The organism is Microbacterium sp. Cr-K32, from assembly GCF_000708345.1.
Lineage (GTDB): Bacteria > Actinomycetota > Actinomycetes > Actinomycetales > Microbacteriaceae > Microbacterium > Microbacterium maritypicum_A.
The window spans coordinates 1-22,618 of sequence record NZ_JARD01000009.1 but is presented as its reverse complement, the minus strand read 5'-3'; the positions used below and the strand labels follow the sequence as shown (position 1 = coordinate 22,618).

Sequence of the window (22,618 nt, the reverse complement as noted above, 5' to 3'; positions counted from 1 at the left end):
AGCCGTCGATCCTGACGCGCCATCTGCATGAGCTCTTGCCGCGTGCAGGAGGGAAACGCCGGTCATCGGTCCTGCAAGCGGCCAGCATTCCTGCAGGTGGCGTGTGGTCATCCACCCGCGAAGGGCGGGAGCACGTCGATGAGGTCCGCGTCGTCGAGGGCGAGGTCGCCGTCGGTGCGCACCCCGTCGACGAGCACCGCGCAGCGCGGCAGGATGTCGACGAGGGCCGGATGCTCGGCGACGACCGCCGCGCGCAGGGCGACGAGTGACCGCTCCCCGCGCTCCTCGACGTCGGTTCCCGCAGCCTCCGCAGCAGCGGCGAAGTAGCGCACCCGCGTCATCGGGGGTCTCCGGGGTCTGCTTCGCCCGGACGGACCCAGTCGCCGGAACGGCCGCCCGACTTCGCCACGATCCGCACGTCTTCGATCACGACGGCGCGGTCGACGCCCTTGATCATGTCGACGATCGCGAGGGCGGTGACCGACACGGACGTCAGCGCCTCCATCTCGACACCGGTGCGGTCGGCGGTGCCCACCGTCGCCTCGATGCGCACGCCGTCGTCGACGATCTCGAGGTCGACGCTCGCCCGATGCACGCCGATCACGTGTGCCAGCGGCAGCAGCGCGGGGGTGGACTTGGCCGCCTGGATGCCCGCGATGCGTGCTACGGCGAGCACGTCGCCCTTCGGCACGGTGCCATCGCGGAGGGCGGTGATCACGTCGGGGCTGCAGCGGACGAAGCCTCGGGCCGTCGCGGAGCGCACGGTCGGCTGCTTCGCGGTCACGTCGACCATGTGCGCGCGGCCCGCCGCGTCCAGGTGAGGAAAGCTCATCCGACCAGCATGACATCGATGACGTCGCCCACGGCCACGGTCTCGACCTCGGCCGGCACGATCGCGAACGCGTGCGCACGGGCGAGTCCGCCCGCGAGGTGCGATCCCGATCCGCCGGCGGTGGCCGGGCGGACGGTGCGGGCCGCGAGGTCGACGACGGCGGGAAGGTACTGGCGTCGGCCCGGCGGCGGCGTCCATGATGCGTCGGCGGTGAACGCGGCGCGCGGTCGGTGGATCGCGGAGCGCCCCTGCATCGCGAGCAGGGCGGGGCGCACGAACACCTCGAACGACACCGCCACGCTCACGGGGTTGCCCGGCAGTCCGAATACCAGAGACCCGTTCTCGAGCACCCCGAAGGCCTGCGGTTTGCCCGGTTGCATGGCCACCGCGGCGAATTCGACTTGTCCGCCGCCGTCGAAGGCCCCACGCACCGGCTCGTAGGCGCCCGCGCTCACGCCGCCGGTGAACACGATCACATCGGCTCCGCGCGCGACGGCCTCGGCGGTCACGGCTCGGACGGCGTCGGCCTCGTCGGGAACCCGCGCGACCAGCACCACCTCGGCGTCGGCTGCGGCGACCAGCTGTTCGAGCAGGGGACCGTTCGAGTCGGGGATGCGTCCGCGGGCGGGGGCTTCGCCCGGCGCGAGCAGTTCGCTGCCCGTCGACACCACGGCCACGCGCGGAGCCCGCGTCACCGAGACCTCGACGATGCCGGCCGCGACTGCGGCGGCGAGCTGGAAGGGTCCGAGGCGCTCGCCGGCGTGAACGACTTCGTCGCCGGCGCGCAGGTCGGCTCCGCGTCGGCGCACGAACACTCCGGGCTTGGCCGGTGCGTGCAGCACCGTCACCTCGCCGAGGGAGTCGGCGAGACCGCCGGCCGTGTCCTCGAAGGGCACGATCACGTCGGCATCGGTGGGGGTGGGCGAGCCGGTCATGATGCGTGCCGCTTCGCCGACGCCGAGAGCAGGGTCGAGGGCGACTCCGGCGGGCAGGTCGGCGACCACGCGCAGGGTGACCGGATTCTCCTCGGACGCGTCGGCGACATCCGCACGTCGTACCGCGAAGCCGTCCATGGCGGAGTTGTCGAACAGGGGGATGTCGTGGGCGGCGGCTGCGGCAGCGGTGAGCGTGCGCCCCGCGGCAGCCGCCACCGGCCGTGTCTCGTGCTCGATGACGTGGACGGCATCGAGCACGCGCGCGAGCTGTTCCTCGACCGTGCGGCGGCCGGTCATGCGCGGGCCCCCGCGGTGGCCTCCGGGGTCGTGGCGGTTGCCGGGCGGATCACGATCTCGTGCTGCCGGGACGTGAGCGCATCGACCATCGCGAGTCGTCCGAGCAGCGGCTCGCCTGCGCCCGTCACGAGTTTGATCACCTCGCCGGCGAGCATCCCGCCGACCTGCACGCACAGGGCGCCGAGCACACCGACCTGGGCGCAGCTGGGGGGTTCGCCCTCGGTGCCGACCGGGAAGAGGTCGGCGAGCACGACCGGCTCTCCCGCGGGCGGGTCCGACCAGAAGACCGTGGCCTGCGCGTGCCACTCCTGCACAGCTCCCCACACGAGGGGAAGTCCGAGCGCTTCGCAGGCGGCGGCCACCTCACGACGAGTCGCGAACGTGTCGCTCGTGTCGACCACCACGTGGGCGCCCGTGAGCAGGCGCTCGGCATTGGACGCATCCAGGCGCTCGGGGGCCGGGGTCACGACGGTGTGCGGGGCGAGGGCGGTGATGGCGCGTGCGGCCGATGCGGTCTTGCGCGTCCCGATGTCCTCCACCCGGTGCGCGAGCTGACGCTGCAGATTGGTGAGCTCCACCACGTCGTCGTCGATCACCGTGAGCGATCCGACCCCGGCGGCGGCCAGGGCGAGGAGCACAGGGGATCCGAGTCCGCCAGCGCCGACGATCGTGACGTGAGCGGCGTTGAGGCGGCGCTGTCCCTCCTCGCCGATGCCGGCGAGCACCGCGTGCCGCGCCGTACGGACGAGTTCTTCCGGCTCCAGCACGGGAGCGGGGGCGACGAGAGGCTGCATGGACTCAGCGTACGCCCGTCGGATCGCGACGTCGCGGCTCGCCTGATCGTGCCGCGGCGGATGTTCTGACATCCTCGACTGCAGGGGCACGCGGTACCGCGGCCGACATCGGTGACGATCTTCGAGAGGTGTCGGATGGTGGACTGCGGCGAGAAGACGGGCGCGGAGCAGGGGACCCTCGCCCGCATGCCGCAGGAGTACCGGCGGTCGATCTGAGTGATGTCCGTGCGCACGATGATCGAACGGCTTCCGCCCGCGGGATTCTCCTTCGTGATGGCGACCGGCATCGTCGGCACCTCTTTCGTCGCGATCGGACTGTCCCCGATCGGGGCCGTGGCGTTCGTGCTCGCCGTCGGCGGGTATGCGCTCCTGCTGATCGCCACCGTCGCGCGCGTGCTCCTGGCGCCGGCCGCCGTGCTCCGTGACGCCGGTGACCCGGGCCGCGCATTCGGGTTCTTCACGATCGTGGCGGCGACCGGGGTCACCGCCACCTTGGGTGCGTCGCTCGGGGCCGAGGGGATCCTCCCCGTCGCCCTCGCCCTGGAAGCGCTGCTCTGGGCGCTTCTGACGTACGGGATGCTGCCGTGGCTCGTCACGCACGCTTCCCGGCGGCCCCTGCTCCGCACGGTCGACGGCGGGTGGTTCCTCCTCGTCGTCGCCACCCAGTCGCTGTCGGTCCTGACGAGCGCGACCGCCGGAGGGCACCCCCTGCTGGGCCTTGCGGCGTTCGCGCTCTGGTGCCTGGGGATCGTTCTGTATCTGCTTCTCATGGCGGCGGTGACGGTGCGGCTGCTCGGCCAGGAGATCGCTGCGATCGACGTCGCGCCGACCGCATGGGTGCTGACGGGATCGACCGCGATCTCCACACTGGCCGCCGCGCGTCTGCTGACGGCAGACTCCGCCGTCCTCCCCGGCACGGAGGGAGCGGTCACCGTCGTGGCGATGGCGCTCTGGTCGTTCGGAACGTTCCTCATCCCGTTCCTCGTGGGGCTCGGCATCCGGGATCTCCGCACGCGTCCGGGCGCGCGTCGGTTCACCGTGGGGTGGTGGAGCATCGTCTTCCCGATCGGCATGTACGCCACCGCGACCATCGCCCTCGGCAGGGCCGCAGGCGTCGGGGAGCTGGTCGCCGTCGGCACGCTCGCGGTGTGGTGCGGTGCTGTCGCCTGGGTGCTGGTCAGCATCCTGGCGATCGGTCTCAGCGTCGAGCGTCTGCGATCGAACCGAGCTGCGACGGGTGGGTGAGGCGCCACCACTCGGACGGCTGCTCGATGCTCCCCTTGATCTCGACCGGAGCGGTGACCGTGTTCGGGCCGGCGGTCCAGGTGACGGTGCCCACGGTGGAGCCGTCCCGATAGGTCGGCGGCGTCTCGATGTCCATCGTCACGGTGATCGGCGTGTCCGACCACGTGAAGATCGACGCCGCCTCGCCGATGACCAGGCGGGCGGAGGAGCCCCACGGCGTCGAGATCGTCCCGACCTCCTGGTCGGGGGTGGCGACGGGCACCTCGTGGAAGCCGGAGCGGACGCCGTCCAGGGCGGCGAGCACACCGGCATTCACCGAATCGCGTGACGACCCTCCGAGGATCACGCCGGTCACGGCCAGCGGATCGGTGGTGCCCACGACGAGGGTGGCCGTGTACAGCAGGCTGTAGGTGCCTTCGCCGAGGGTGCCGGTCTTCAGTCCCGTGATCCCGCTGGTGCCGAGAAGGCCGTTGGTGTTGTAGAGCAGGCCCGCTCCGGGGAGCGTGATCGACGGGGTGGCGACGATCTGGGCGATCACCGGGTTCGCGGCGGCGAGCTTTCCGATGGCCACGAGATCGACAGGCGTGCTCGTGTTGCGCGGGCTGATGCCGGTGGGTTCGGTGATGGTCGTGCCGGTCAGTCCTTGGGCGGCGAGCCAATCCCGCGTCGCGCCCAGGAACGCGCTCTGCGACCCGAAGACGTGCGACGACAGCGCCTCGGCATAGTTGCTCGCCGAGGGGATCAGCATGGCCGCCAGGGCATCGCGCAGCGACATCGACGTGCCGGTGGGCATCGGCGCGATCGTGGCGCCCTGCACGTAGTACCGGTCGTAGAGGTCGTGGTCGGCCTTGCCGAACGTGATGGTGGGGCCGGGGTCATCGACGGAGGCGAGCGGCGACGCGTCGAGGATGACGAGTGCGGTGATGAGCTTGGTGATGCTCGCGATGGGCAGGGGTTCGCCGGTCCCGCTCGACGACCAGATGCCACTCGCCCCCTCGCCCAGATAGGCGTCCGCGCCGGCGATGCTGATCGCTGACGCACCCGCCGGTGGCGTGGTGATCGCCGCCGCATCGACGGCCGGGACCTGCGGCGTCTGCGTGGTCACCGCCGGCGGATCCACGGGCGCGGTGAGCGCCCACCCGATGTAGCCACCGGCGGCAGCCAGCAGCAGGAAGATGCAGGCCCCGGTGATGATGAGCCCCCGCCGCCTGCGCTTTCGGCGCACCTCCGGATCGATCCGATCACGGGGGGAGAGGAACTCCTGCTCGTGGGACATCAGTTCAGCGAACTCGGAGAGGTCGTCCGCCGGTGGATTCGGTGCCGTCATGGTGACACTCATCTTGGCCGACCCCTGCCGCACGCGCTATCGGCCATTCGGGGGACACAGGAACGGTCCGTCGACGTGCGGAGCGGAAGGGGTATGGATCATTGCAGACTCGGAGATTTTCGAGGAAAATCTCCGCTTCTGCGGTAGATTCTCTCCATGCAGACGTATCGGATCGCTCGCGCAGCGCAGCTGCTCGGCGTGAGCGACGACACCGTCCGGCGTTGGATCGAACAGGGGCTGCTTCCGGTCACCGATGCCGTGCCCGCCGAGATCCCCGGCGATGCCGTCGCGGAACGGGCCGTCGCGCTCGCGGAGGAGGCGAAGAGTGCCGGAGATGTGCTCTCCAGCGCGCGCAACCGCTTCGTGGGAATCGTCACCCGGGTGCAGATCGACGGGCTGATGGCGCAGGTCGACATCCAATCCGGTCCTCATCGCGTGGTCTCGCTGATGTCTGCCGAGGCCGCGCGCGAACTGCACCTCGGGGTCGGCGCGCTCGCCACCGCCTCCGTCAAGGCGACCCAGGTCGTGGTCGAAGTACCGAAAGGCTGACATGAACCGCACGCTCCGCGCCGCCGCCGTCCTCGCCGCCGCCGCGCTCGCCCTCACCGGCTGTGCGGGTGGCGCCGCGAGCACTCCCTCCCCGTCGGCGACGGCGGAGAAGAGCGGTGTGAGCGGAGAGCTCACGGTCTATGCCGCCGCATCGCTCAGCGGGGCTTTTGATGCGATCGGCGAGGCGTTCACCGCCGAGAACCCCGACGTGCGGTTCACACCCGTCTACGACGGCTCGTCGACCCTCGTCACACAGATCCTCGAAGGAGCACCGGCCGACGTGTTCGCGTCCGCCGACGAGGCGAACATGGACAAGGCGGCGGATGTGGCGGTCGATCCGACGCTGTTCGCCTCCAACACCCTCGTGATCGCGGTGCCGGCGGGCAACCCGGGCGAGGTGGAGACCCTCTCCGATCTCGCCGACGTGACCACGGTGCTGTGTGCGCCCGAGGTGCCGTGCGGTGCGGCCGCCGCGAAACTGCTCTCGACAGCGGGCGTGACGGTCGACGCCGCCAGTCTCGAGCAGAACGTCACGGCCGTGCTCACGAAGGTTGCCGCCTCCGAGGCCGATGCCGGGCTCGTGTACGCCACCGATGTGATCGGACGTGACGACGTCGAGGTGATCGTGCCCGACGGTGCCGACGACGTCGTCAACCACTACCCGATCGCCGCGCTGGCCGATGCGCCGAACGCCGAGGCGGCCGATGCGTTCGTGACGTTCGTGCTGTCGGACGCGGGTCAGAAGATCCTGGCGGACTTCGGCTTCGGGGCCCCGTGAGCGTGACCGGCGCACGTGGATACGCTCCGCGCGCGCTCGCTGTTCCGGCCCTCATCGGACTGTCGTTCCTCATCCTGCCGCTGACCGCACTCGTGGCGCGGGTGCAGTGGTCGACCTTCTTCGCCGATGTGACGTCGGAGGCCGCGCTCTCGGCGCTCCTGCTTTCGCTGTGCACGGGCCTGCTGGCCACCGTGCTGTGCATCGTCGTCGGGGTGCCGCTCGCGCTCTACATCGCCCGCTCCGGGCCCCGCCTGGCCGCGGTGCTGCGTGCCGTCGTCACGGTGCCGCTGGTGCTGCCCCCCATGGTGGGCGGCGTCGCGCTGCTCTACCTGTTCGGGCGCGCGGGGTGGCTCGGCGGGCTCGGCCTGTCGTTCAGCACCCCGGCTGTCGTGCTGGCACAGACATTCGTCGCCCTGCCCTTCCTGGTGCTGGCCGTCGAGGGCGCGGTGCGCACCTCGGGCGTGGACTACGAGCGCACGGCGGCAGCGCTCGGAGCCGGACGATGGACGATCCTGCGCCGCATCACCCTGCCGCTCGCCGCGCCGGGCATCGTCGCCGGCGTCGTGCTGTGCTTCGCGCGGGCCATCGGCGAGTTCGGCGCGACGGCGCTGTTCGCCGGGAACCGGCCGGGAGTCACCCAGACGATGCCGCTCGCGATCTACACCGCGTTCAACGGTGCCGGAGTGTCGCAGGGCACGGCGGTCGCCCTCGCCCTGCTGCTGCTCGCCACCGCGATCATCGTGCTGCTGCTCGTGCGCGGCTGGCGACCGGGGGCGGCGCGATGACCCTGGCGAACGGCCTGCCGGCCGAGCGCCGCGCCGCCGTCGAACCGGGCCTGCGCGCCGACATCGTGGTCGAGCGCGAGCACTTCGCCGTCGAGGTCGCCGTGCAGGCAGCGGTCGGTGAGACGGTCGCCGTCATGGGACCGAGCGGCGCGGGAAAGTCGACGCTGCTGCAGGCCCTCGCGGGACTCGAGCCACTGACCGCCGGGCAGATCGATGTCGCGGGACGCGTGGTCGACCGCGTGTCCGCGCCCCGCGTGCGGACCACGCCGATGAACCGGGGCATCGTGCTGCTGGGACAGGATGCGCGGCTGTTCCCGCATCTCTCGGTGCGCGAGAACGTGGCCTTCGGCCCCCGAGCTGCAGGGGCGGATGCTGGCTCGGCGCACGACCTTGCGGACGAATGGCTCGCGCGCGTCGGACTCCGCGGTGCCGGCGGACGGATGCCTCGCGAGCTCTCCGGCGGGGAGGGGCAACGCGTCGCGGTCGCCCGGGCTCTCGCCGCGTCCCCACGCGCGGTGCTGCTCGACGAGCCGCTGGTGGCGCTCGACCCGGCGACGGCCGGCGACATCCGACAGATGTTGCGTGATCAGCTGGCCGGGATCACCACGATCGCGGTCACGCACGATGCCGCGGATGCCGTCGCACTGGCGGAGCGGCTCGTGATCATCGAGGCCGGTCGGGTCACACAGAGCGGACCGGTGCGCGCCGTCCTGTCGGCTCCGGCTTCCGAGTTCGTCGCGTCGATCGCGGGGGTCAATCGCGTGGCGGGGGTCGCCGCGGGCGGCGCCTGGCGGAACGGAGATCTGCACCTCACGACCACGGATGCCGGCTCGCTCGCGCTCGCCGCAGTCGACGGCACCCCTCTCGCTGCGGTCTTCCGCCCCGAGCACGTGCGCGTCGTCGACGCCGCGGATCCGGATGCCTGGCGCACCGAGGTCACGCGACTCGAGCCCACCCTCGCCGGTGTGCGCGTGCAGACCGCGGGATGCGCCGTCGATGTCTCCCTCGCCGACGCTGCCGTGCTCGCGCCGGGAGATGCGGTCCACCTGCGGGTAGACCCCGCGCACGTGAGCTTCGTGCCCGTGCTCTGACGAAGTCGCCGCCGACGCTTCCGGACACTGGCAATCTGCCGGTCGTCGCCACGAAACCGGCCCTGCCCCGGTCGTCGCGGGTTACTCTCAAAAGATGACGGGGAGTGGGGAAGCGCCATGGCGGCCGTACCGGTCGTGATCGGTGTGCGCGCGCCGCGCGTCGATCCGTCTCCGCAGGCCGCCTCTCTCGCAGGAATCGGCGGAGGTCTCGTCGACACGCACGGCCGGGTGCATCGCGATCTGCGCATCTCGCTCACCGATCGCTGCTCCCTGCGCTGCATGTACTGCATGCCCGAGCAGGGCAACGAGTGGCTCGCCCGCACGAGCATCCTCTCCACCGACGAGATCGTCGAGGTGGCCGAAGTGGCCGCGGCCCTCGGCATCCGCACCTTCCGGCTCACCGGCGGCGAGCCGCTGCTGCGGACCGACATCGTCGAGGTGGTGAGGCGAATCTCCCGCATCGAGGGGGAGGAGGGCCCCGTCGAGGTCGCGATGACCACCAACGGCATCAGCCTCGCCCAGAAGCTCCCGGCCCTGATCGATGCCGGGCTCACTCGCCTCAACATCAGCATCGACACGGTCGATCGTCAGCGCTTCGCCGACCTGACCCGGCGCGACCGCCTCGACGATGTGTTCGAGGGCATCGCGGCGGCTGCGGCATCCGAGCTCCGCCCGCTCAAGCTCAACGCGGTCGCGATGCGCGGCGTCAACGACGACGAGCTGGTCGACCTGGTGGAGTTCGCGATGAGCGTCGGCGCGCAACTGCGATTCATCGAGCAGATGCCGCTCGACGCCGGACACACCTGGGACCGGACCTCGATGGTCACGCGCGAGGAGATCCTCGCGTCGCTCGGGGAACGCTGGCGTCTCGACCCGGTCGAGGGTCGGGGCGGCGCACCCGCCGAGAAGTGGCGGATCGACGGCGGCCCGCATGAGGTGGGCGTGATCGCCTCGGTCACGGCCCCGTTCTGCGGCGCCTGCGACCGCCTGCGGCTGACCGCCGACGGCCAGCTGCGCAACTGCCTCTTCTCGCTCGCCGAGTACGACCTGACCGGGTTGCTGCGCGGTGAGTCGGCCGCTGCGCCCGGGGAGCGCGCCGACGAGATCGCCGCGCTGCTGCGCTCGTGCGTGCACGGAAAACTGCCGGGACACGCGATCGACGACCCCTCCTTCCTGCAGCCGGCGCGTGGGATGAACGCGATCGGCGGCTGACCACCGCGGCTCCCGTGCAAGGGGTCGTCGGTTCCGATTCGCGCTACGGTCGATCTCGATGACCACCACCACTGTCACCCCCGATTCCCGGATCGACGAAGAGCTCGACGAACTGCCGGTGCTCGATCGCGGCGACCTGCGCTGTGAGTGCAACCACGGCACGGGTGACGACTACCGGGCGTGCGGAGACAAGGCGAGGTGGCGGGTCACGATCGTGTGCACCTGCGGTGGCGGGCACCCGCGTCGGGTCGAGCTGCTGTGCACGCAGTGCCTGGCCAATCGGCGCCGCGATCTCGAGCGCGAGTCGATCACGATCCGCCCGGTCTGAGCGTGGGGCCGCAGCGGCTTCCTATTTCGTATACACACATCGGTGCGGCTCGACGCATCCACCATCGCTGCCCTGACGGCGCGCGCTGAGGCCGAGGGCATCGCCACGCGCTCTGAGGCGATTCGCGCCGCGGTGCGCGAGTGGGCACACGTTGCCTGAACTGCACGGATCAGCCCGCAAGCACTACCGACGTGACCAACTCGACGAACTTCAAGTCGTCCCCGCCATCGTCATGTCCGGGGTGAGCGCATCGCCCCGGCCCTCTACGCGAGGAACTCCCGGGCCGCGGCCGACAGCGCGGTGACGCCGACCTCGATCGTCGGGTGGATCTCCGGTGCGAAGAACGGCGAGTGGTTGGTGGGGATGTCCTCGCCCAGGCGGCCCACGGCGACCGCCTCGGCGAACCGGGCGGGGTCGATCCCGCCCCAGAACCAGAACACGAGGGGTGCCCCGGCGTCGCGGGCGAACCAGGAGACGTCCTCGCTGCCGGTGAACATGCCGGGGTCGATCACGGCCGCCTCGCCCAGGGCGCGCTGCAGCGCCGCGGTCACCCGGACGGTGGCGTCCTCGTCGTTGATGGTGGCCGGGAGGGTGTGGTCGGTGCGGATCTCAGGCTCTCGCTCGGCGCCGGAAGCGGTGGCCTCTGCCCGCACGATGCGCTCGACGCTCGCGAGCACCTTGTCGCGCGTCTCCTCGTTCGGATAGCGCAGGCTGAGCTCGAGCTTCGCCTCGGCGGGGATGATGTTGTTCTTGAGGCCCGCGTGGATCGATCCCACGGTCACGACGGCGACGCCCTGCGGGTCGATCTCGCGCGAGGCGATGGTCTGCAGGCGCATCACGGTGGCGGCGGCCATGACGACGGGGTCGATCGTGGCATGCGGGCGCGAGCCGTGTCCGCCGCGGCCGTGCAGGGTCACGGTGAGTCCGTCGGAGGCGGCCATCTGCGTGCCGCTGCGCACGCCGATCACGCCGGCGGGCAACGGGGTCACGTGCTGGCCGAGCACCACGTCGGGCTTCGGGTAGCGGTCGAGGATCCCGTCGTCGAGCATCGCGCGCGCCCCGGCACCGTACTCCTCGGCGGGCTGGATCAGCACGACGAGGGTCCCCGACCAGTCGGATCGCTCGGCGACGAGCTTCTCGACCGCACCGATCATGGCGGTGACGTGCATGTCGTGACCGCAGGCGTGCATGACGGGAACGGTGGTGCCCGCGGGGTCGACGCCCTTCGCCGTGCTCGCGTAGGACAGACCGGTCTGCTCCTCGACGGGCAGTGCGTCCATGTCGGCTCGCACCCAGACGACCGGGCCTTCGCCGTTGCGCAGCACTCCGACCACGCCGGTCACCCCGACGCCCTCCTCGACCTCGAGCCCCAGATCGCGCAGGTGCTGGGCGGCGATGCCGGCGGTGCGCGTCTCCTGGAACGAGAGCTCAGGATGCTGGTGCAGGTCGATGTAGAGCGCTTCGAGGTCGATCGTCATGGCCCGAGCCTAGCCCGGCCGGCGGTCGTTGCCGAGGGGCCGCGATCGACGGATCAGGCGGGGTGCACGTACGTCGGCAGCGCCGGCCCGGGGTGCAGCACGGCGTTCACGATCGCCTGGATCGCGAATTCGCTGGCTCCGCCGAGCTCGACGACGTCGGGGTGCAGGAGCCATTGCAGCTGCAGACCGTCCATCACCGCGAGGATCGCGGCGGCGGCTGCGGCGATCGTGTCGGGATCGCGCACACCCTCCTGGGCGCACAGCTCGTGGAACGCCGCCGTGACCTCTCGACGCAGGGTCGTGTAGCGGTCCTCGAAGAAGTGCCGCGCCGGGTGGTCGTCGGTCACCGACTCGGCGGACAGCACCGTGTAGGCCTGCACGATGCCGGGCCGCTTCTCGTTCGCGAACGCCGTGCGCACCAGGTGCAGGAACAGCTCAGGTCCGTCCGGGATGTGCTTCTCGGCGAGCTCGGCGACGTCGGCCTGGTCGCGATAGGCGAGAACCTCGAGCAGCAGCTTCTGCTTCGAGCCGAAGTGGTGCAGGACGCCGGCGTGGGTGATGCCGACCTGCTCGGCAACGTCGGCGAGAGTGCCGTTGGTCGAGCCCTTGTTGCCGAAGATCTCGACGGCTGCTTTGAGGATCTGCTCGCGTTTCGCGAGGGTCGCCGGGCGCACGCGCACTGTCTGGTCGCTGTCTACCACCGCGGCCTCCTCTCCATCGTCGGGCTGTGCTTGCGATCAAACTTACTACTCGGTAACCTCACGAGAGCTTACTTTCTCGACAGTAAGCAAATCACGACAGTCGGTGGACTCCCGTCCTCCGGCGACGCAGCACAAAGACCCGTGCCCTAGGAGAAGCAATGAAGCTCAGAAAGTCTCTGATCGCCGCGACCGCGATCACCGCCCTCGGCGTATCGGCCCTCGCCGGATGCTCGGCAGGCGGTGGATCCGACGATGGCGCCGGTTCCGCATCCCTCACCATCGCGAAGCCCGACGGCGCGATCACCACCGAATCCAACAACCCCTTCGTCGGCGACTCGTCCGCCTCGAAGTACGGCTACGGCAAGGTGATCTTCGAGACCCTCGCCCTCGTGAACCAGACCGGCGACCGCGGCGTCACTCCGTGGCTCGCCGACAGCCTGGAATGGAACGACGACTACACGGTGCTCACTGTCGTTCCTCGCGCCGACGTCACCTGGAGCGACGGCGAGCCCTTCACCGCCGAAGACATCGTCTACTCCTACGAGCTCGCCTCCACCCCCGCCCTCGACACCGCGGGCCTCCAGCTCGACAGCGCTGCCGTCGACGGCGACAAGGTCGTGCTGACCTTCGCCGCGTCGAAGTACGTCAACCAGGCCCGCGCCCTGCACGTGCCGATCGTCCCGAAGCACATCTGGGAGAACCTCGACGACCCGGCCACCGACCCCGTCAAGGGCGACGACCTGGTGGGCACCGGACCCTACGTCCTCTCGAACTGGTCGACCGAGTCGGTCACGCTCGACGCCCGCGACGACTACTGGGGCGGCGATCTGGCCGTGCCCGAGCTGCACTACGTCTCGTACGGCGACAACACGGCTCTCACCACGGCCCTCGCGAACGGCGACGCCGACTGGGCGCAGGCGTTCATCCCGCAGATCGAGGAGCAGTTCCTCTCGGCCGATCCCGAGCACAACAAGTTCTGGGCGGCTCCCACCACCGGTTCCGCGACGCTGTTCATGAACCTGCAGCAGAAGCCGTTCGACGACCCGGCCTTCCGTCAGGCGCTCGCCTGGGTGATCGACCGCGACGCCTACGTCGACATCGCCCGCGAAGGCGCCAGCGAGGCCGTCTGGTCGGTGACGGGACTCTCCTCGATCCTCGACGACGAGATCCAGCCCGAGTTCCAGGGCAAGGAGTACGCGGTCGACGCCGAGAAGGCCCGCGACCTGCTCACCACCGCCGGGTACACCTGGAAGGACGACGCGCTGATCGACCCCGACGGCGCACCCGTCTCGTTCACGCTCTCCGTCCCCTCCGGCTGGAGCGACTGGAACACCGCGCAGGAGCTGATCGCCGAAGACGTCACGGAGGCCATCGGCGCCGAGGTCAAGATCGACATGCCCGACTGGGGCGGCTGGGCCGATCCCCGAGACAACGGCACGTTCTCCGCGATCATCCACTGGCTCGAGGACAGTGGCACGGCCTACGGCCTGTACACCTCGACCATGGACCCGCGATGGATCTCGGACGGGAAGGCCGGCTTCAACTTCGGTCGCTTCGACGACCCGACGGCGACGGCCGCGCTGAACTCCTACGCCAACGCCTCGTCGGACGAGGAGCGCACCGCCGCGGTCGACACGCTGCAGACGATCTTCTCCGAGCAGGTGCCGGCCATCCCGCTGGGCGCGCACCCGCTGCTGGGCGAGTTCAACACCCGCAACTACGTCGGATGGCCTTCGGAAGAGGACCCGTACGCGTCTGCCGACCCGACTCAGCAGAACATCGTGCAGATCCTCACGAAGCTGAAGCCCGCCGAGTAAGCAGCATCCTGCAGGGGAGCCCGCCTCGACGACGGTGCGGGCTCCCCTGATCAGGTCGACGAAGGACACCCTCATGCCAGACCCCCTGCTCAGCGTGCGCGACTTCTCGGTCGTGTACGACGTCGATCCGCCCGTCGAGGCGGTGAAGAACGTCACCCTCGAACTGCAGCGCGGCGAGATCCTCGGTCTCGCCGGTGAGAGCGGATGCGGCAAGACCACGCTCGCCTACGGTGTGCAGCGCCTGCTCCGGGCACCCGCGGTCATCACCGGCGGCAGTGTGACCTTCCACGATGTGACCGGGGTCGACATCGACATCAACGCCCTCGGCGTGGATGCCATGCAGCGGTTCCGCTGGGACAAGGTCTCGATGGTGTTCCAGGGGGCGATGAACGCCCTCAACCCGGTGGCGACGATCGGTTCGCAGCTGGAGGACGTCTTCGAGATCCACCGCCCGGACATGAACCGCAAGCAGCGGCGCGCCGAAGCCGAGGAGCTGCTGGAGATCGTCAAGGTCGGACGCCAGCGCGTGCGCTCCTTCCCGCACGAACTGTCCGGCGGCATGCGCCAGCGCGTGATGATCGCGATGGCCCTCGCGCTGCGTCCGCAGCTGATGGTCATGGACGAGCCGACGACCGCCCTCGATGTGCTGGTCCAGCGGGAGATCCTCAAGCAGATCTCGCAGCTGCGGCACGAATTCGGCTTCTCGGTGATCTTCATCACCCACGACCTTCCGCTGCTCCTGGAGATCAGCGACCGGATCGCGATCATGCGGGAGGGCGAGATCATCGAGCTCGCGACCGCGGAACGCATCTGGACGCAGCCCGAGCACGAGTACACGAAGACACTGCTGTCGTCGTTCCCCCGGCTCACCGGGGAGAGAGGGGTGCTGGTGCGATGACCACCCTCGAATTCCGCGGTGTCACCAAGGCCTACAACGTGCGCGGGGCGGGCCAGATCAAGGCCCTCGACGACGTGAGCTTCACCCTGACCTCCGGGCGCACGATCGGGCTGGTCGGCCAGTCCGGGAGCGGCAAGTCGACGATCGCGAAGATCCTCACCCAGCTCGAGACCCCGACCAGCGGAGAGGTGCTGCTCGACGGCACGCCCATCCCTCGTCGTGGCAAGGGGCTCCGGAAGTACCGGCAGCAGCTGCGCATGGTGTTTCAGGATCCGTTCGCCTCGCTCAACCCGTACCACTCGATCCGCTATCACCTGGAGCGGCCGATCCGTCTCGACGACGTCGTGCCGAAGAAGCAGACGGAGGACGAGGTGCGCCGGCTCCTCGCGCGCGTGCGCCTGGACGCGGACGCGGTGATTGATCGACGCCCGCACGAGCTGTCGGGTGGCCAGCGGCAGCGCGTGGCCATCGCCCGCGCCCTGGCCTCCCGCCCTTCGCTCCTCGTCGCCGACGAGCCGGTCTCGATGCTCGACGTGTCGATCCGCCTCGGCGTGCTGAACCTGCTCGCCGATCTGCAGCGCGAAGAGGGACTCGGCGTGCTCTACATCACGCACGACCTCGCGACGGCCCGCCACTTCAGCGACGAGATCATGGTCCTCAACCAGGGCCGCGTCGTGGAGTACGGCGCCGCCGACGACGTGATCCTCCATCCGCAGGACCCGTACACGCGGGAACTGCGCTCCGCTTCCCCCGACCCGGACACCTTCTTCGCGCAGGCCGCATCGAACGGAGGCACCCTGTGAGCACCGCATTCCCCCAGCTCGACGACAACGACCTGGTCGCCCGCGACGCCCTCGAGGTCGGCACCACCGCCACCGCGGCGGAACGCGGACGCCGACGTGTGCCGTGGCGCTTCTTCGCCGGCCGAGCCGCCTTCTACCTGTTCACCCTGTGGGCGGCCATCACCATCAACTTCTTCCTTCCGCGCCTCATGAAGGGCGACGCGGTCAGCTCCTACCTCGCGCGCAACCGCAACGTGAGCCCCGAGGCCGCCGATGCGCTGCGCATCCTGCTCGGCATCGACACCGACAAGTCGATCTGGCAGCAGTACCTCGAGTACTGGGGGATGCTGCTGCGCGGAGACCTCGGCATCTCGACCCTGCACGGTCTGCGGCCCGTGGCGGAGGTGCTCGCCGCCGCCCTCCCGTGGACGCTGGGTCTCGTCGGCATCGCGACCATCATCTCCTTCACGATCGGCACGATCGCCGGGGCCGTCGTCGGCTGGAAGCGCGGCAGCAAGCTCGACGCGATCATCCCGGTGACGACCTTCTTCAACACGATCCCGTACTTCTGGCTCGGACTCATCGCGATCGCGATCTTCTCCTCGACCCTGAAGTGGTTCCCCTCATCGCACGCGTACGACAAGGGCCAATCCCCGGAGTGGAGCTTCGACTTCATCGGCCAGGTGATCATGCACGGCACGCTGCCGGCGCTGACGATCGTGGTCGCCTCGCTCGGCGGATGGGTGCTCGGCATGCGCAACATGATGCTGACCGTGCTCGACGACGACTACATCACCGTGGCTCAGGCCAAGGGCATGCCCAACAAGCGCGTCCTCTGGGGCTATGCCGCTCGCAACGCCGTGCTGCCGCAGATCCAGAGCTTCGCGCTGTCGATCGGCTTCATCGTCGGCGGCACGATCGTGATGGAGATGGTGTTCAGCTATCCGGGCGTCGGCAAGCTGCTGCTCGACGCGACCAACGCCAAGGACTTCGCTCTCATGCAGGGCGTGTTCCTCGTGATCACGCTGTCGGTGCTCGTGGCCAACATCCTCGCGGATGTCGTCTACGCCTACCTCGACCCGCGCACGCGCCAGATGGAGTCCTGACATGACCGTTCCCACCACCGCAGCGAGCACCGCGCCCGACGGGTCGGCCGTCGTCTCCGGCATGCCGGAGACCGCGACCCTGCGCACCCCACCGGCGGGCGCTCCACCTCGCAAGACGTTCTGGTCGCAGCTCGCCCAGGCGTTCGCGATGTTCCGCAACCCCAAGTCGATCGCCGGGCTCATCATCCTCGGAGTGTTCGTGCTCATCGCGATCCTCGCGCCGTGGATCTCACCCTACGGGCCGACGCAGAAGGATCGCACGGCGCTGCGGCAACCGCCCTCCTGGGAGCACTGGCTGGGGACGACCCACATGGGGGAGGACGTGCTGAGTCAGATCATCTACGGCACCCGCGGTGTGATCGTCGTCGGCTTCCTCGCCGCCTTCATCGCCACGATCATCGCGATCACCATCGGTGTGATCGCCGGCTACGTACGCGGCTGGAAGAGCGAGTCGCTCTCGGCGCTGACGAACGTGTTCCTGGTGATCCCGGGCATCCCGCTCATCATCATCATCGCTTCGCAGTTCGAGAACCCGCCGCTGATCGTGATCGCCGCGGTGCTCGGCATCACCGGGTGGGCCTGGGGCGCTCGCGTGCTGCGCGCGCAGACCATGTCGCTGCGCAACCGCGACTTCATCCAGGCGGCACGCGCGAACGGCGAACCGCTGCGCCGGATCATCAGGGTCGAGATGCTGCCGAACCTCATGGCGCTCATCGCGTCGAGCTTCGTCGGCACCGTGACCGCCGCGATCCTCGGCCTCACCACGCTGGCGTTCATCGGGGTGATCCCGGTGAGCAATCTGAACTGGGGCACGATCCTGTTCTGGGCGCAGCAGAACGGCGCCTTCCCGCGTCTGTGGTGGTGGTACGTGCCCGCAGGGCTCTGCATCGCGATCATCGGTGTGGCCCTCTCTCTCATCAACTTCGGCATCGACGAATACGTCAACCCGCGCCTGCGCTCGGCCGGCGAGCGGGCCAGGGCGATGAAGAAGAAGGGGCTGAACGTGAACGACGCCGTCACGGCCGTCCGCAGCGTGCCCCTGCCGAAGACGACCTCCGATCCCGTAACGTCGGCGACCTCGCCGGACACCTCCGATTCCTCGAAGACCTCGACCCCGAACTCGACCCCGAACTCGACCCAGAACACGAAGTGATGACCTCTCAGACCCTGACCACCCAGCTCCCGTACCAGGACCCCGCACTCTCGATCCCCGAGCGGGTGGCCGACCTCCTCAGCCGCATGACGCTGGAGGAGAAGGTGGGGCAGATGCTGCAGCTCGATGCCCGCGACGACATCGACGACCACATCGCCCGCCGTCACGCCGGATCGATCCTGCACACCTCGCCCGAGCGCATCCTGCGGGCGAACGAGCTCACCGCGCAGACTCGGCTCCGCATCCCGCTGCTGGTGGGAGAGGACTGCATCCACGGCCACTCGTTCTGGCCCGGTGCGACGATCTACCCGACGCAGCTCGGCATGGCCGCATCGTGGGATTCCGACCTCGTCGAACGCGTCGCCCGCGCGACGGCCGAAGAGGTCGCGGTGACCGGCATCCACTGGACCTTCTCGCCGGTGCTGTGCATCGCCCGCGATCTGCGCTGGGGCCGCATCGACGAGACCTTCGGCGAAGACCCGTTCCTGATCGGCGAGCTGGCCTCGGCGATGGTGCGCGGCTACCAGGGCGAGGGACTCGACGACCCGACCGCGATCCTCGCGACCGCCAAGCACTTCGCCGGGTATTCCGAGACCCAGGGCGGGCGCGACGCGAGTGAGGCCGACATCTCACGGCGCAAGCTGATCTCCTGGTTCCTGCCGCCGTTCGAGCGCGTCGCCCGCGAGGGGTGCCGCACGTTCATGCTCGGCTACCAGACCACCGACGGAGTGCCGATCACGACCAACGACTGGCTGCTCAGCGATGTGCTGCGCGGCGAGTGGGGCTACACCGGCACGCTCATCACCGACTGGGACAACGTCGGGCGCATGGTGTGGGAGCAGCGGATCCAGCCCGACATCACGCACGCGGCTGCTGCGGCCGTGCGGGCGGGCAACGACATGATCATGACCACGCCGGCCTTCTTCGAGGGTGCGCTCGACGCCGTCGCTCGGGGCATGCTCGCCGAGGACGCCTTCGACGCTGCGGCCGCCCGCATCCTGACCCTGAAGTTCGAGCTGGGCCTGTTCGAGAACCCGCGCCTGCCGGGCACGGAACTCGACGCCGTGGTGGGCAGTGCCGCGCACGCCGAGCTGAACCTCGAGGTCGCCCGCCGTTCGCTCGTGCTGCTCGAGAACGACGGCGTGCTGCCGCTCGATCCCACCTCCGCGCTGAAGGTCGCGGTCACCGGTCCGCTCGCCGACGACGCGCAGACGCAGCTCGGCGACTGGGCCGGCGGCTCCGGGCAGGCGGGCTGGCTCGACGGTCAGCCGCGCGAGATGATCACCACCGTGCTCGACGGGCTGCAGGCGATCGACGGTTGGACCGTCACGCACGCCCGCGGCGCCGACATCCTCACTCTCGAAGAAGACCCGCAGGGGCCGTTCTTCCCCGACAAGCAGCCGCGTCCGCCGGTCGTGAAGGCTTGCGAGCCGGATGCCGCGATGATCGCGGAAGCCGTCGCCGCGGCATCCGAGTCCGACGTCGTCGTCGCGGTCGTGGGTGATCGGATCGAGCTGGTCGGCGAGGGGCGCTCCACCGCGACGCTCGAACTCATCGGCGGGCAGAACGCCCTGATCGACGCGCTCATCGCGACCGGCACGCCCGTGGTCATCGTGCTGCTGGCCTCGAAGCCGCTCGTGCTCCCGGCATCGGCCTCGAAGGCTGCCGCCGTGATCTGGGCGGCGAACCCCGGCATGCAGGGTGGCCGTGCGCTCGCCGACATCATCTCCGGCGCGGCCGAGCCGTCCGGGCGCCTGCCGATCTCGTTCGCGCGCCACGTCGGTCAGCAGCCGACGTACTACAACCAGATCCGCGGACAGCACGGTGACCGCTACGCCGACCTCACGCAGTCACCGGCCTGGGCGTTCGGCGAAGGGCTGTCGTACACGACGGTCGAGTACTCCGACTTGACGCTCGAGGCGACGACGCTGGGGGAGTCCGACACGATCGTCGGTCACGTCACGGTGTCGAACACGGGCACTCGGCCGGTGCGCGAGACCGTGCAGGTGTACGTGCGCGACTCCGTGACGAGCGTGAGCTGGACCGACAAGGAGCTGAAGACCTTCCGCCAGGTCGACGTCACCCCCGGCGCATCCGTGCGGGTACGCCTGGAGCTGCCGGTCGCCGACTGCACCATCGTCGACGCCGCGGGCAACCGCATCGTCGAGGCCGGCGCGTTCGAGCTGCTGGTCGGCCCGAGCTCCCGCGAAGAGGTGCTCCTCTCCGCCGACTTCGAGGTGCGCTGACCCGCCGCGGCGGGCGAGCGCACCTCGCGATCGACCCGGTGTGCTCGGTTCAGGCCTTCTGGAAGTCGGAGGGCTTCCAGGTGCCGTCGAACGCGGGGGCGCCTGGGCCGTAGATCCGGAAGTAGGCGAACCACTGCGAACCGGGGTTGGTCTGCAGCCATGGCACCTCATCCCGGGGTCGATCGGGACCGAAATGAAGGGTGATCCCGCCGGATCCGTCGGGCGCGAGGTCGTCGCGCAGGCTTGTCAGCACGGGCTTGAACTGCGGGGTGTTGATCTCCGAGCGGGTGTCGAGGTCATAGAGGGTGACAGACCAGAACTGAGCGGCGGGCACGGGGGCGGGAACGGTCAACGTGTACGACGTGGCCCCATCCAGTGCGGCCCCGTCCGCATCGACCGCGGCGAGCCAATAGAGCGAGCCGGCGCCCTCCTTGTGCATGAACATCTTGTCGGTTTCGAGGGTGGCCTGGTAGAACCAGCGCTCCCGCACCGAGAGGTTGAGGAAGTTCTTCTCGTAGTACCCGAAATCTCCCTCGGAGTAGACCACCCACTCCCAATTGCGGTCAGGCCAGACGAGCCGTTCCGGTGCGTCGTCGGCGAACGCCGCCACCACGAGCTGCTCGTTCCCCTTCTCGGCTGCCTCGGACAGGATCGAGACGAGTTCCGCGTCGGGCGCGAAGGGGCGGTCTGCCCGCAGGCCGAGGTCGGCGAGCATGCCGTACTGGTTGTAGAGCGCGGGGGACGGCACATCGATGTCGAGTGCGCGCTTGAGGGCATGCCAATAGTCGATGGTTCCGTCGACCACGCAGGGGTTCGCGACGGCCTTGCGGTCGGACATGTCCACGAACACGTTCGGTGCCGGGTTCTCCGCATCGGCCCAGGGGTAGACCTTCAGCGTGCGCAGCAGTGCCTTCCCCTTCTCCGGGTCGGGGAACGGTGCGCGCGCGCAGATCAGGAACCTGTTCGTCGGGGGGTGCTTGACGATGTAACCGGACTCGGGCAGGGGTCCGTCGTACCCCGGGGGGACGAACAGGTACTTGGCGCCCTTGCCCTCGTCCTCGCCGACGACGCCCATGTTGGTGACGAACTGGAAGTTCGTGTCATCGATCACGCCGATCAGCGGACCGGCGGGGAGCTCGACGACGACGGGGCCGTCGGTCGTGTCGCCCAACCCGAGTCCGTAGGGGGTGTCCGAGTTCTGGGTGAGGGTGACGAGGTCCGGCGTGGTGAGCTGGATGAGGAGACCGCGGTTGGCGGGCGCCCCGAGCTCTTCGATGGACTCGAAGTTCAGCACCATCGACACCGTCGGGTAGAAGAACTTGTACGCCTCGACGGCGCGGTTGAGCAGCGCGTCGCGGCGGATCCTGACGATCTCTTCGGTGGTGGGGAGCTTCTTCATCGGCGGTGTCCCTTCATGGCGTTTCCGCGATCATGTCAGAGACCGTCCGCGCGGGAAAGAGGCGTCAGTCCCGCAGGCGCTGGGGGCCGGCGCCCTGGGTGCCCAGGGCGTCGTCGGGGTTGAGCAGGCCGCACGCCTTCATCGACAGGCACCCGCAGCCGATGCATCCGGTCAGTTCGCGCTCGAGGCGCTCGATGCCCTCGCGACGCTTCTCGAGCTCGCGCTTCCAGCGTCTCGACGCTCGTTGCCAATCGGCGTGGCTCGGAGTCTCGGTCAGGGGCACGTCGGCGAACGCGGTCTGCACGTCCGACAGCGGGATGCCGAGGCGCTTCGCGACCGTGATGAGCGAGACGCGACGCAGCATGTGCCGGGCGTAGCGGCGCTGGTTGCCGGGCGTGCGGGTCGAGGCGATCAGGCCGAGCGTCTCGTAGAAGTGCAGGGCGGAGGCGGCGACCCCGGTGCGTCGGGTCATCTCGCCGATCGTCAGCGGCTCGTCGGGTGCGTGCGGACTCATCCGGCGTGCTCTCCCTCCGTCTGCCGTCCCTCGATTTGACCTCAAGTGTACTTGAGGTTTTACGGTTGAGGGGTGGCTCGGAGACGGGCCGAACGAACGAATGAGGACAGCGTGACCCGGACGAAGACCCCGCGATGACCTATGTGATCGCCCTGCCGTGCGTCGATGTGAAGGACAAGGCCTGCATCGACGAATGCCCCGTCGACTGCATCTACGAAGGCGAACGCTCGCTCTACATCCACCCGGACGAATGCGTGGACTGCGGTGCCTGCGAGCCGGTGTGCCCGGTCGAGGCGATCTTCTACGAAGACGACCTGCCCGACGAGTGGCAGGACTACTACAAGGCCAACG

General features: G+C 69.5%; 24 protein-coding genes. 15 read left to right on the top strand and 9 right to left on the bottom strand.

Annotated elements, in window-relative coordinates:
• Window positions 1-107: 107 nt before the first annotated feature.
• The 4 genes from GZ64_RS0103250 to GZ64_RS0103235 are packed head-to-tail and all read right to left on the bottom strand — an operon-like array spanning window position 108 to window position 2,858.
• Complete coding sequence (locus GZ64_RS0103250; RefSeq protein WP_029265098.1) at window positions 108-341, bottom strand: MoaD/ThiS family protein; 234 nt, start codon at window positions 339-341, stop codon at window positions 108-110.
• Window positions 338-832: a cyclic pyranopterin monophosphate synthase MoaC gene (gene moaC / locus GZ64_RS0103245; RefSeq protein ID WP_029260053.1), complete on the bottom strand. Its 495-nt coding sequence runs from the start codon at window positions 830-832 to the stop codon at window positions 338-340. Before moaC ends, GZ64_RS0103250 begins: the two co-directional genes overlap by 4 nt.
• Complete coding sequence (locus tag GZ64_RS0103240) at window positions 829-2,064, bottom strand: molybdopterin molybdotransferase MoeA (protein WP_029260052.1); 1,236 nt, start codon at window positions 2,062-2,064, stop codon at window positions 829-831. Before GZ64_RS0103240 ends, moaC begins: the two co-directional genes overlap by 4 nt.
• On the bottom strand, window positions 2,061-2,858 hold the full coding sequence (locus GZ64_RS0103235) for a HesA/MoeB/ThiF family protein (protein WP_029265097.1): 798 nt from the start codon (window positions 2,856-2,858) through the stop codon (window positions 2,061-2,063). The genes GZ64_RS0103240 and GZ64_RS0103235 overlap by 4 nt, the downstream gene beginning before the upstream one ends.
• A 219-nt stretch (window positions 2,859-3,077) precedes the next feature.
• On the opposite strand from GZ64_RS0103235, the gene GZ64_RS0103225 reads away from it, so the two are divergent.
• Window positions 3,078-4,103, top strand: coding sequence for a tellurite resistance/C4-dicarboxylate transporter family protein (locus tag GZ64_RS0103225; RefSeq protein WP_029260050.1), 1,026 nt, complete (start codon window positions 3,078-3,080; stop codon window positions 4,101-4,103).
• Here GZ64_RS0103225 and GZ64_RS0103220 read toward each other — a convergent pair.
• Entirely contained in the window at window positions 4,057-5,430 is a 1,374-nt protein-coding gene (locus GZ64_RS0103220) for a D-alanyl-D-alanine carboxypeptidase family protein (protein WP_029260049.1), read from the bottom strand. The genes GZ64_RS0103225 and GZ64_RS0103220 overlap by 47 nt on opposite strands.
• 156 nt (window positions 5,431-5,586) lie before the next feature.
• Between GZ64_RS0103220 and GZ64_RS0103215 the strand changes: the two genes are divergently transcribed.
• The 7 genes from GZ64_RS0103215 (at window position 5,587) to GZ64_RS19630 (ending at window position 10,332) form a co-directional block, all read left to right on the top strand.
• Window positions 5,587-5,979, top strand: a complete 393-nt coding sequence (locus GZ64_RS0103215; protein WP_021199267.1) for a TOBE domain-containing protein — start codon at window positions 5,587-5,589, stop codon at window positions 5,977-5,979.
• Window position 5,980: 1 nt separating this feature from the next.
• Window positions 5,981-6,757, top strand: coding sequence for a molybdate ABC transporter substrate-binding protein (gene modA / locus GZ64_RS0103210; protein ID WP_029265095.1), 777 nt, complete (start codon window positions 5,981-5,983; stop codon window positions 6,755-6,757).
• A gap of 2 nt (window positions 6,758-6,759) precedes the next feature.
• Window positions 6,760-7,542, top strand: coding sequence for a molybdate ABC transporter permease subunit (modB, locus tag GZ64_RS0103205; protein WP_029265093.1), 783 nt, complete (start codon window positions 6,760-6,762; stop codon window positions 7,540-7,542).
• The gene (locus GZ64_RS0103200; RefSeq protein ID WP_051667826.1) at window positions 7,539-8,633 is read left to right on the top strand and encodes a sulfate/molybdate ABC transporter ATP-binding protein; all 1,095 of its coding nucleotides are present in this window, start codon (window positions 7,539-7,541) and stop codon (window positions 8,631-8,633) included. Before modB ends, GZ64_RS0103200 begins: the two co-directional genes overlap by 4 nt.
• 117 nt (window positions 8,634-8,750) lie before the next feature.
• The gene (gene moaA / locus GZ64_RS0103195) at window positions 8,751-9,845 is read left to right on the top strand and encodes a GTP 3',8-cyclase MoaA (protein WP_029265091.1); all 1,095 of its coding nucleotides are present in this window, start codon (window positions 8,751-8,753) and stop codon (window positions 9,843-9,845) included.
• 58 nt (window positions 9,846-9,903) lie between these two features.
• The gene (locus tag GZ64_RS0103190; protein ID WP_029260046.1) at window positions 9,904-10,173 is read left to right on the top strand and encodes a hypothetical protein; all 270 of its coding nucleotides are present in this window, start codon (window positions 9,904-9,906) and stop codon (window positions 10,171-10,173) included.
• Between the two features lie 42 nt (window positions 10,174-10,215).
• Window positions 10,216-10,332 carry a ribbon-helix-helix protein, CopG family gene (locus GZ64_RS19630; protein ID WP_231479820.1) on the top strand — a complete coding sequence of 39 codons (117 nt, stop codon included), beginning with the start codon at window positions 10,216-10,218 and terminating at the stop codon, window positions 10,330-10,332.
• A gap of 104 nt (window positions 10,333-10,436) precedes the next feature.
• Here GZ64_RS19630 and GZ64_RS0103185 read toward each other — a convergent pair whose 3' ends face one another.
• Both GZ64_RS0103185 and GZ64_RS0103180 read right to left on the bottom strand, forming a co-directional pair.
• A complete protein-coding gene (locus GZ64_RS0103185; RefSeq protein ID WP_029265089.1) occupies window positions 10,437-11,651 on the bottom strand; it encodes an amidohydrolase in 1,215 nt (404 codons plus the stop codon).
• A 53-nt stretch (window positions 11,652-11,704) separates the two neighbouring features.
• The gene (locus GZ64_RS0103180; RefSeq protein WP_021199258.1) at window positions 11,705-12,352 is read right to left on the bottom strand and encodes a TetR/AcrR family transcriptional regulator; all 648 of its coding nucleotides are present in this window, start codon (window positions 12,350-12,352) and stop codon (window positions 11,705-11,707) included.
• A 158-nt stretch (window positions 12,353-12,510) separates the two neighbouring features.
• On the opposite strand from GZ64_RS0103180, the gene GZ64_RS0103175 reads away from it, so the two are divergent.
• The 6 genes from GZ64_RS0103175 (at window position 12,511) to GZ64_RS0103150 (ending at window position 20,354) form a co-directional block, all read left to right on the top strand.
• Complete coding sequence (locus GZ64_RS0103175; RefSeq protein ID WP_029265087.1) at window positions 12,511-14,169, top strand: ABC transporter substrate-binding protein; 1,659 nt, start codon at window positions 12,511-12,513, stop codon at window positions 14,167-14,169.
• A 73-nt stretch (window positions 14,170-14,242) separates the two neighbouring features.
• Window positions 14,243-15,067: an ABC transporter ATP-binding protein gene (locus GZ64_RS0103170; RefSeq protein WP_021199256.1), complete on the top strand. Its 825-nt coding sequence runs from the start codon at window positions 14,243-14,245 to the stop codon at window positions 15,065-15,067.
• The gene (locus GZ64_RS0103165; RefSeq protein WP_021199255.1) at window positions 15,064-15,870 is read left to right on the top strand and encodes an ABC transporter ATP-binding protein; all 807 of its coding nucleotides are present in this window, start codon (window positions 15,064-15,066) and stop codon (window positions 15,868-15,870) included. Before GZ64_RS0103170 ends, GZ64_RS0103165 begins: the two co-directional genes overlap by 4 nt.
• Complete coding sequence (locus tag GZ64_RS0103160) at window positions 15,867-16,955, top strand: ABC transporter permease (protein WP_021199254.1); 1,089 nt, start codon at window positions 15,867-15,869, stop codon at window positions 16,953-16,955. Before GZ64_RS0103165 ends, GZ64_RS0103160 begins: the two co-directional genes overlap by 4 nt.
• A 1-nt stretch (window position 16,956) precedes the next feature.
• Window positions 16,957-18,108, top strand: a complete 1,152-nt coding sequence (locus GZ64_RS0103155) for an ABC transporter permease (RefSeq protein WP_029265086.1) — start codon at window positions 16,957-16,959, stop codon at window positions 18,106-18,108.
• A complete protein-coding gene (locus tag GZ64_RS0103150; RefSeq protein WP_029265084.1) occupies window positions 18,108-20,354 on the top strand; it encodes a glycoside hydrolase family 3 N-terminal domain-containing protein in 2,247 nt (748 codons plus the stop codon). Before GZ64_RS0103155 ends, GZ64_RS0103150 begins: the two co-directional genes overlap by 1 nt.
• Before the next feature lie 49 nt (window positions 20,355-20,403).
• Here the strand turns inward: GZ64_RS0103150 and GZ64_RS0103145 are convergent, their stop codons facing one another.
• Window positions 20,404-21,753, bottom strand: a complete 1,350-nt coding sequence (locus tag GZ64_RS0103145) for a DUF1214 domain-containing protein (RefSeq protein WP_029265082.1) — start codon at window positions 21,751-21,753, stop codon at window positions 20,404-20,406.
• A gap of 64 nt (window positions 21,754-21,817) precedes the next feature.
• Window positions 21,818-22,267 carry a redox-sensitive transcriptional activator SoxR gene (soxR, locus tag GZ64_RS0103140; RefSeq protein WP_021199250.1) on the bottom strand — a complete coding sequence of 150 codons (450 nt, stop codon included), beginning with the start codon at window positions 22,265-22,267 and terminating at the stop codon, window positions 21,818-21,820.
• A 134-nt stretch (window positions 22,268-22,401) separates the two neighbouring features.
• Between soxR and fdxA the strand changes: the two genes are divergently transcribed.
• The coding region (gene fdxA / locus GZ64_RS0103135) for a ferredoxin (protein WP_029265081.1) at window positions 22,402-22,618 on the top strand (217 nt) is incomplete at its 3' end.

Bases quoted from the DNA above. Each gene is read 5' to 3' on its own strand.
- GZ64_RS0103250 (WP_029265098.1), bottom strand. From the start codon at position 341: ATGACGCGGGTGCGCTACTTCGCCGCTGCTGCGGAGGCTGCGGGAACC.
- moaC (WP_029260053.1), bottom strand. From the start codon at position 832: ATGAGCTTTCCTCACCTGGACGCGGCGGGCCGCGCGCACATGGTCGAC.
- GZ64_RS0103240 (WP_029260052.1), bottom strand. From the start codon at position 2,064: ATGACCGGCCGCCGCACGGTCGAGGAACAGCTCGCGCGCGTGCTCGAT.
- GZ64_RS0103235 (WP_029265097.1), bottom strand. From the start codon at position 2,858: ATGCAGCCTCTCGTCGCCCCCGCTCCCGTGCTGGAGCCGGAAGAACTC.
- GZ64_RS0103225 (WP_029260050.1), top strand. From the start codon at position 3,078: ATGTCCGTGCGCACGATGATCGAACGGCTTCCGCCCGCGGGATTCTCC.
- GZ64_RS0103220 (WP_029260049.1), bottom strand. From the start codon at position 5,430: ATGACGGCACCGAATCCACCGGCGGACGACCTCTCCGAGTTCGCTGAA.
- GZ64_RS0103215 (WP_021199267.1), top strand. From the start codon at position 5,587: ATGCAGACGTATCGGATCGCTCGCGCAGCGCAGCTGCTCGGCGTGAGC.
- modA (WP_029265095.1), top strand. From the start codon at position 5,981: ATGAACCGCACGCTCCGCGCCGCCGCCGTCCTCGCCGCCGCCGCGCTC.
- GZ64_RS0103200 (WP_051667826.1), top strand. From the start codon at position 7,539: ATGACCCTGGCGAACGGCCTGCCGGCCGAGCGCCGCGCCGCCGTCGAA.
- moaA (WP_029265091.1), top strand. From the start codon at position 8,751: ATGGCGGCCGTACCGGTCGTGATCGGTGTGCGCGCGCCGCGCGTCGAT.
- GZ64_RS0103190 (WP_029260046.1), top strand. From the start codon at position 9,904: ATGACCACCACCACTGTCACCCCCGATTCCCGGATCGACGAAGAGCTC.
- GZ64_RS0103185 (WP_029265089.1), bottom strand. From the start codon at position 11,651: ATGACGATCGACCTCGAAGCGCTCTACATCGACCTGCACCAGCATCCT.
- GZ64_RS0103175 (WP_029265087.1), top strand. From the start codon at position 12,511: ATGAAGCTCAGAAAGTCTCTGATCGCCGCGACCGCGATCACCGCCCTC.
- GZ64_RS0103170 (WP_021199256.1), top strand. From the start codon at position 14,243: ATGCCAGACCCCCTGCTCAGCGTGCGCGACTTCTCGGTCGTGTACGAC.
- GZ64_RS0103165 (WP_021199255.1), top strand. From the start codon at position 15,064: ATGACCACCCTCGAATTCCGCGGTGTCACCAAGGCCTACAACGTGCGC.
- GZ64_RS0103155 (WP_029265086.1), top strand. From the start codon at position 16,957: ATGACCGTTCCCACCACCGCAGCGAGCACCGCGCCCGACGGGTCGGCC.
- GZ64_RS0103150 (WP_029265084.1), top strand. From the start codon at position 18,108: ATGACCTCTCAGACCCTGACCACCCAGCTCCCGTACCAGGACCCCGCA.
- GZ64_RS0103145 (WP_029265082.1), bottom strand. From the start codon at position 21,753: ATGAAGAAGCTCCCCACCACCGAAGAGATCGTCAGGATCCGCCGCGAC.
- soxR (WP_021199250.1), bottom strand. From the start codon at position 22,267: ATGAGTCCGCACGCACCCGACGAGCCGCTGACGATCGGCGAGATGACC.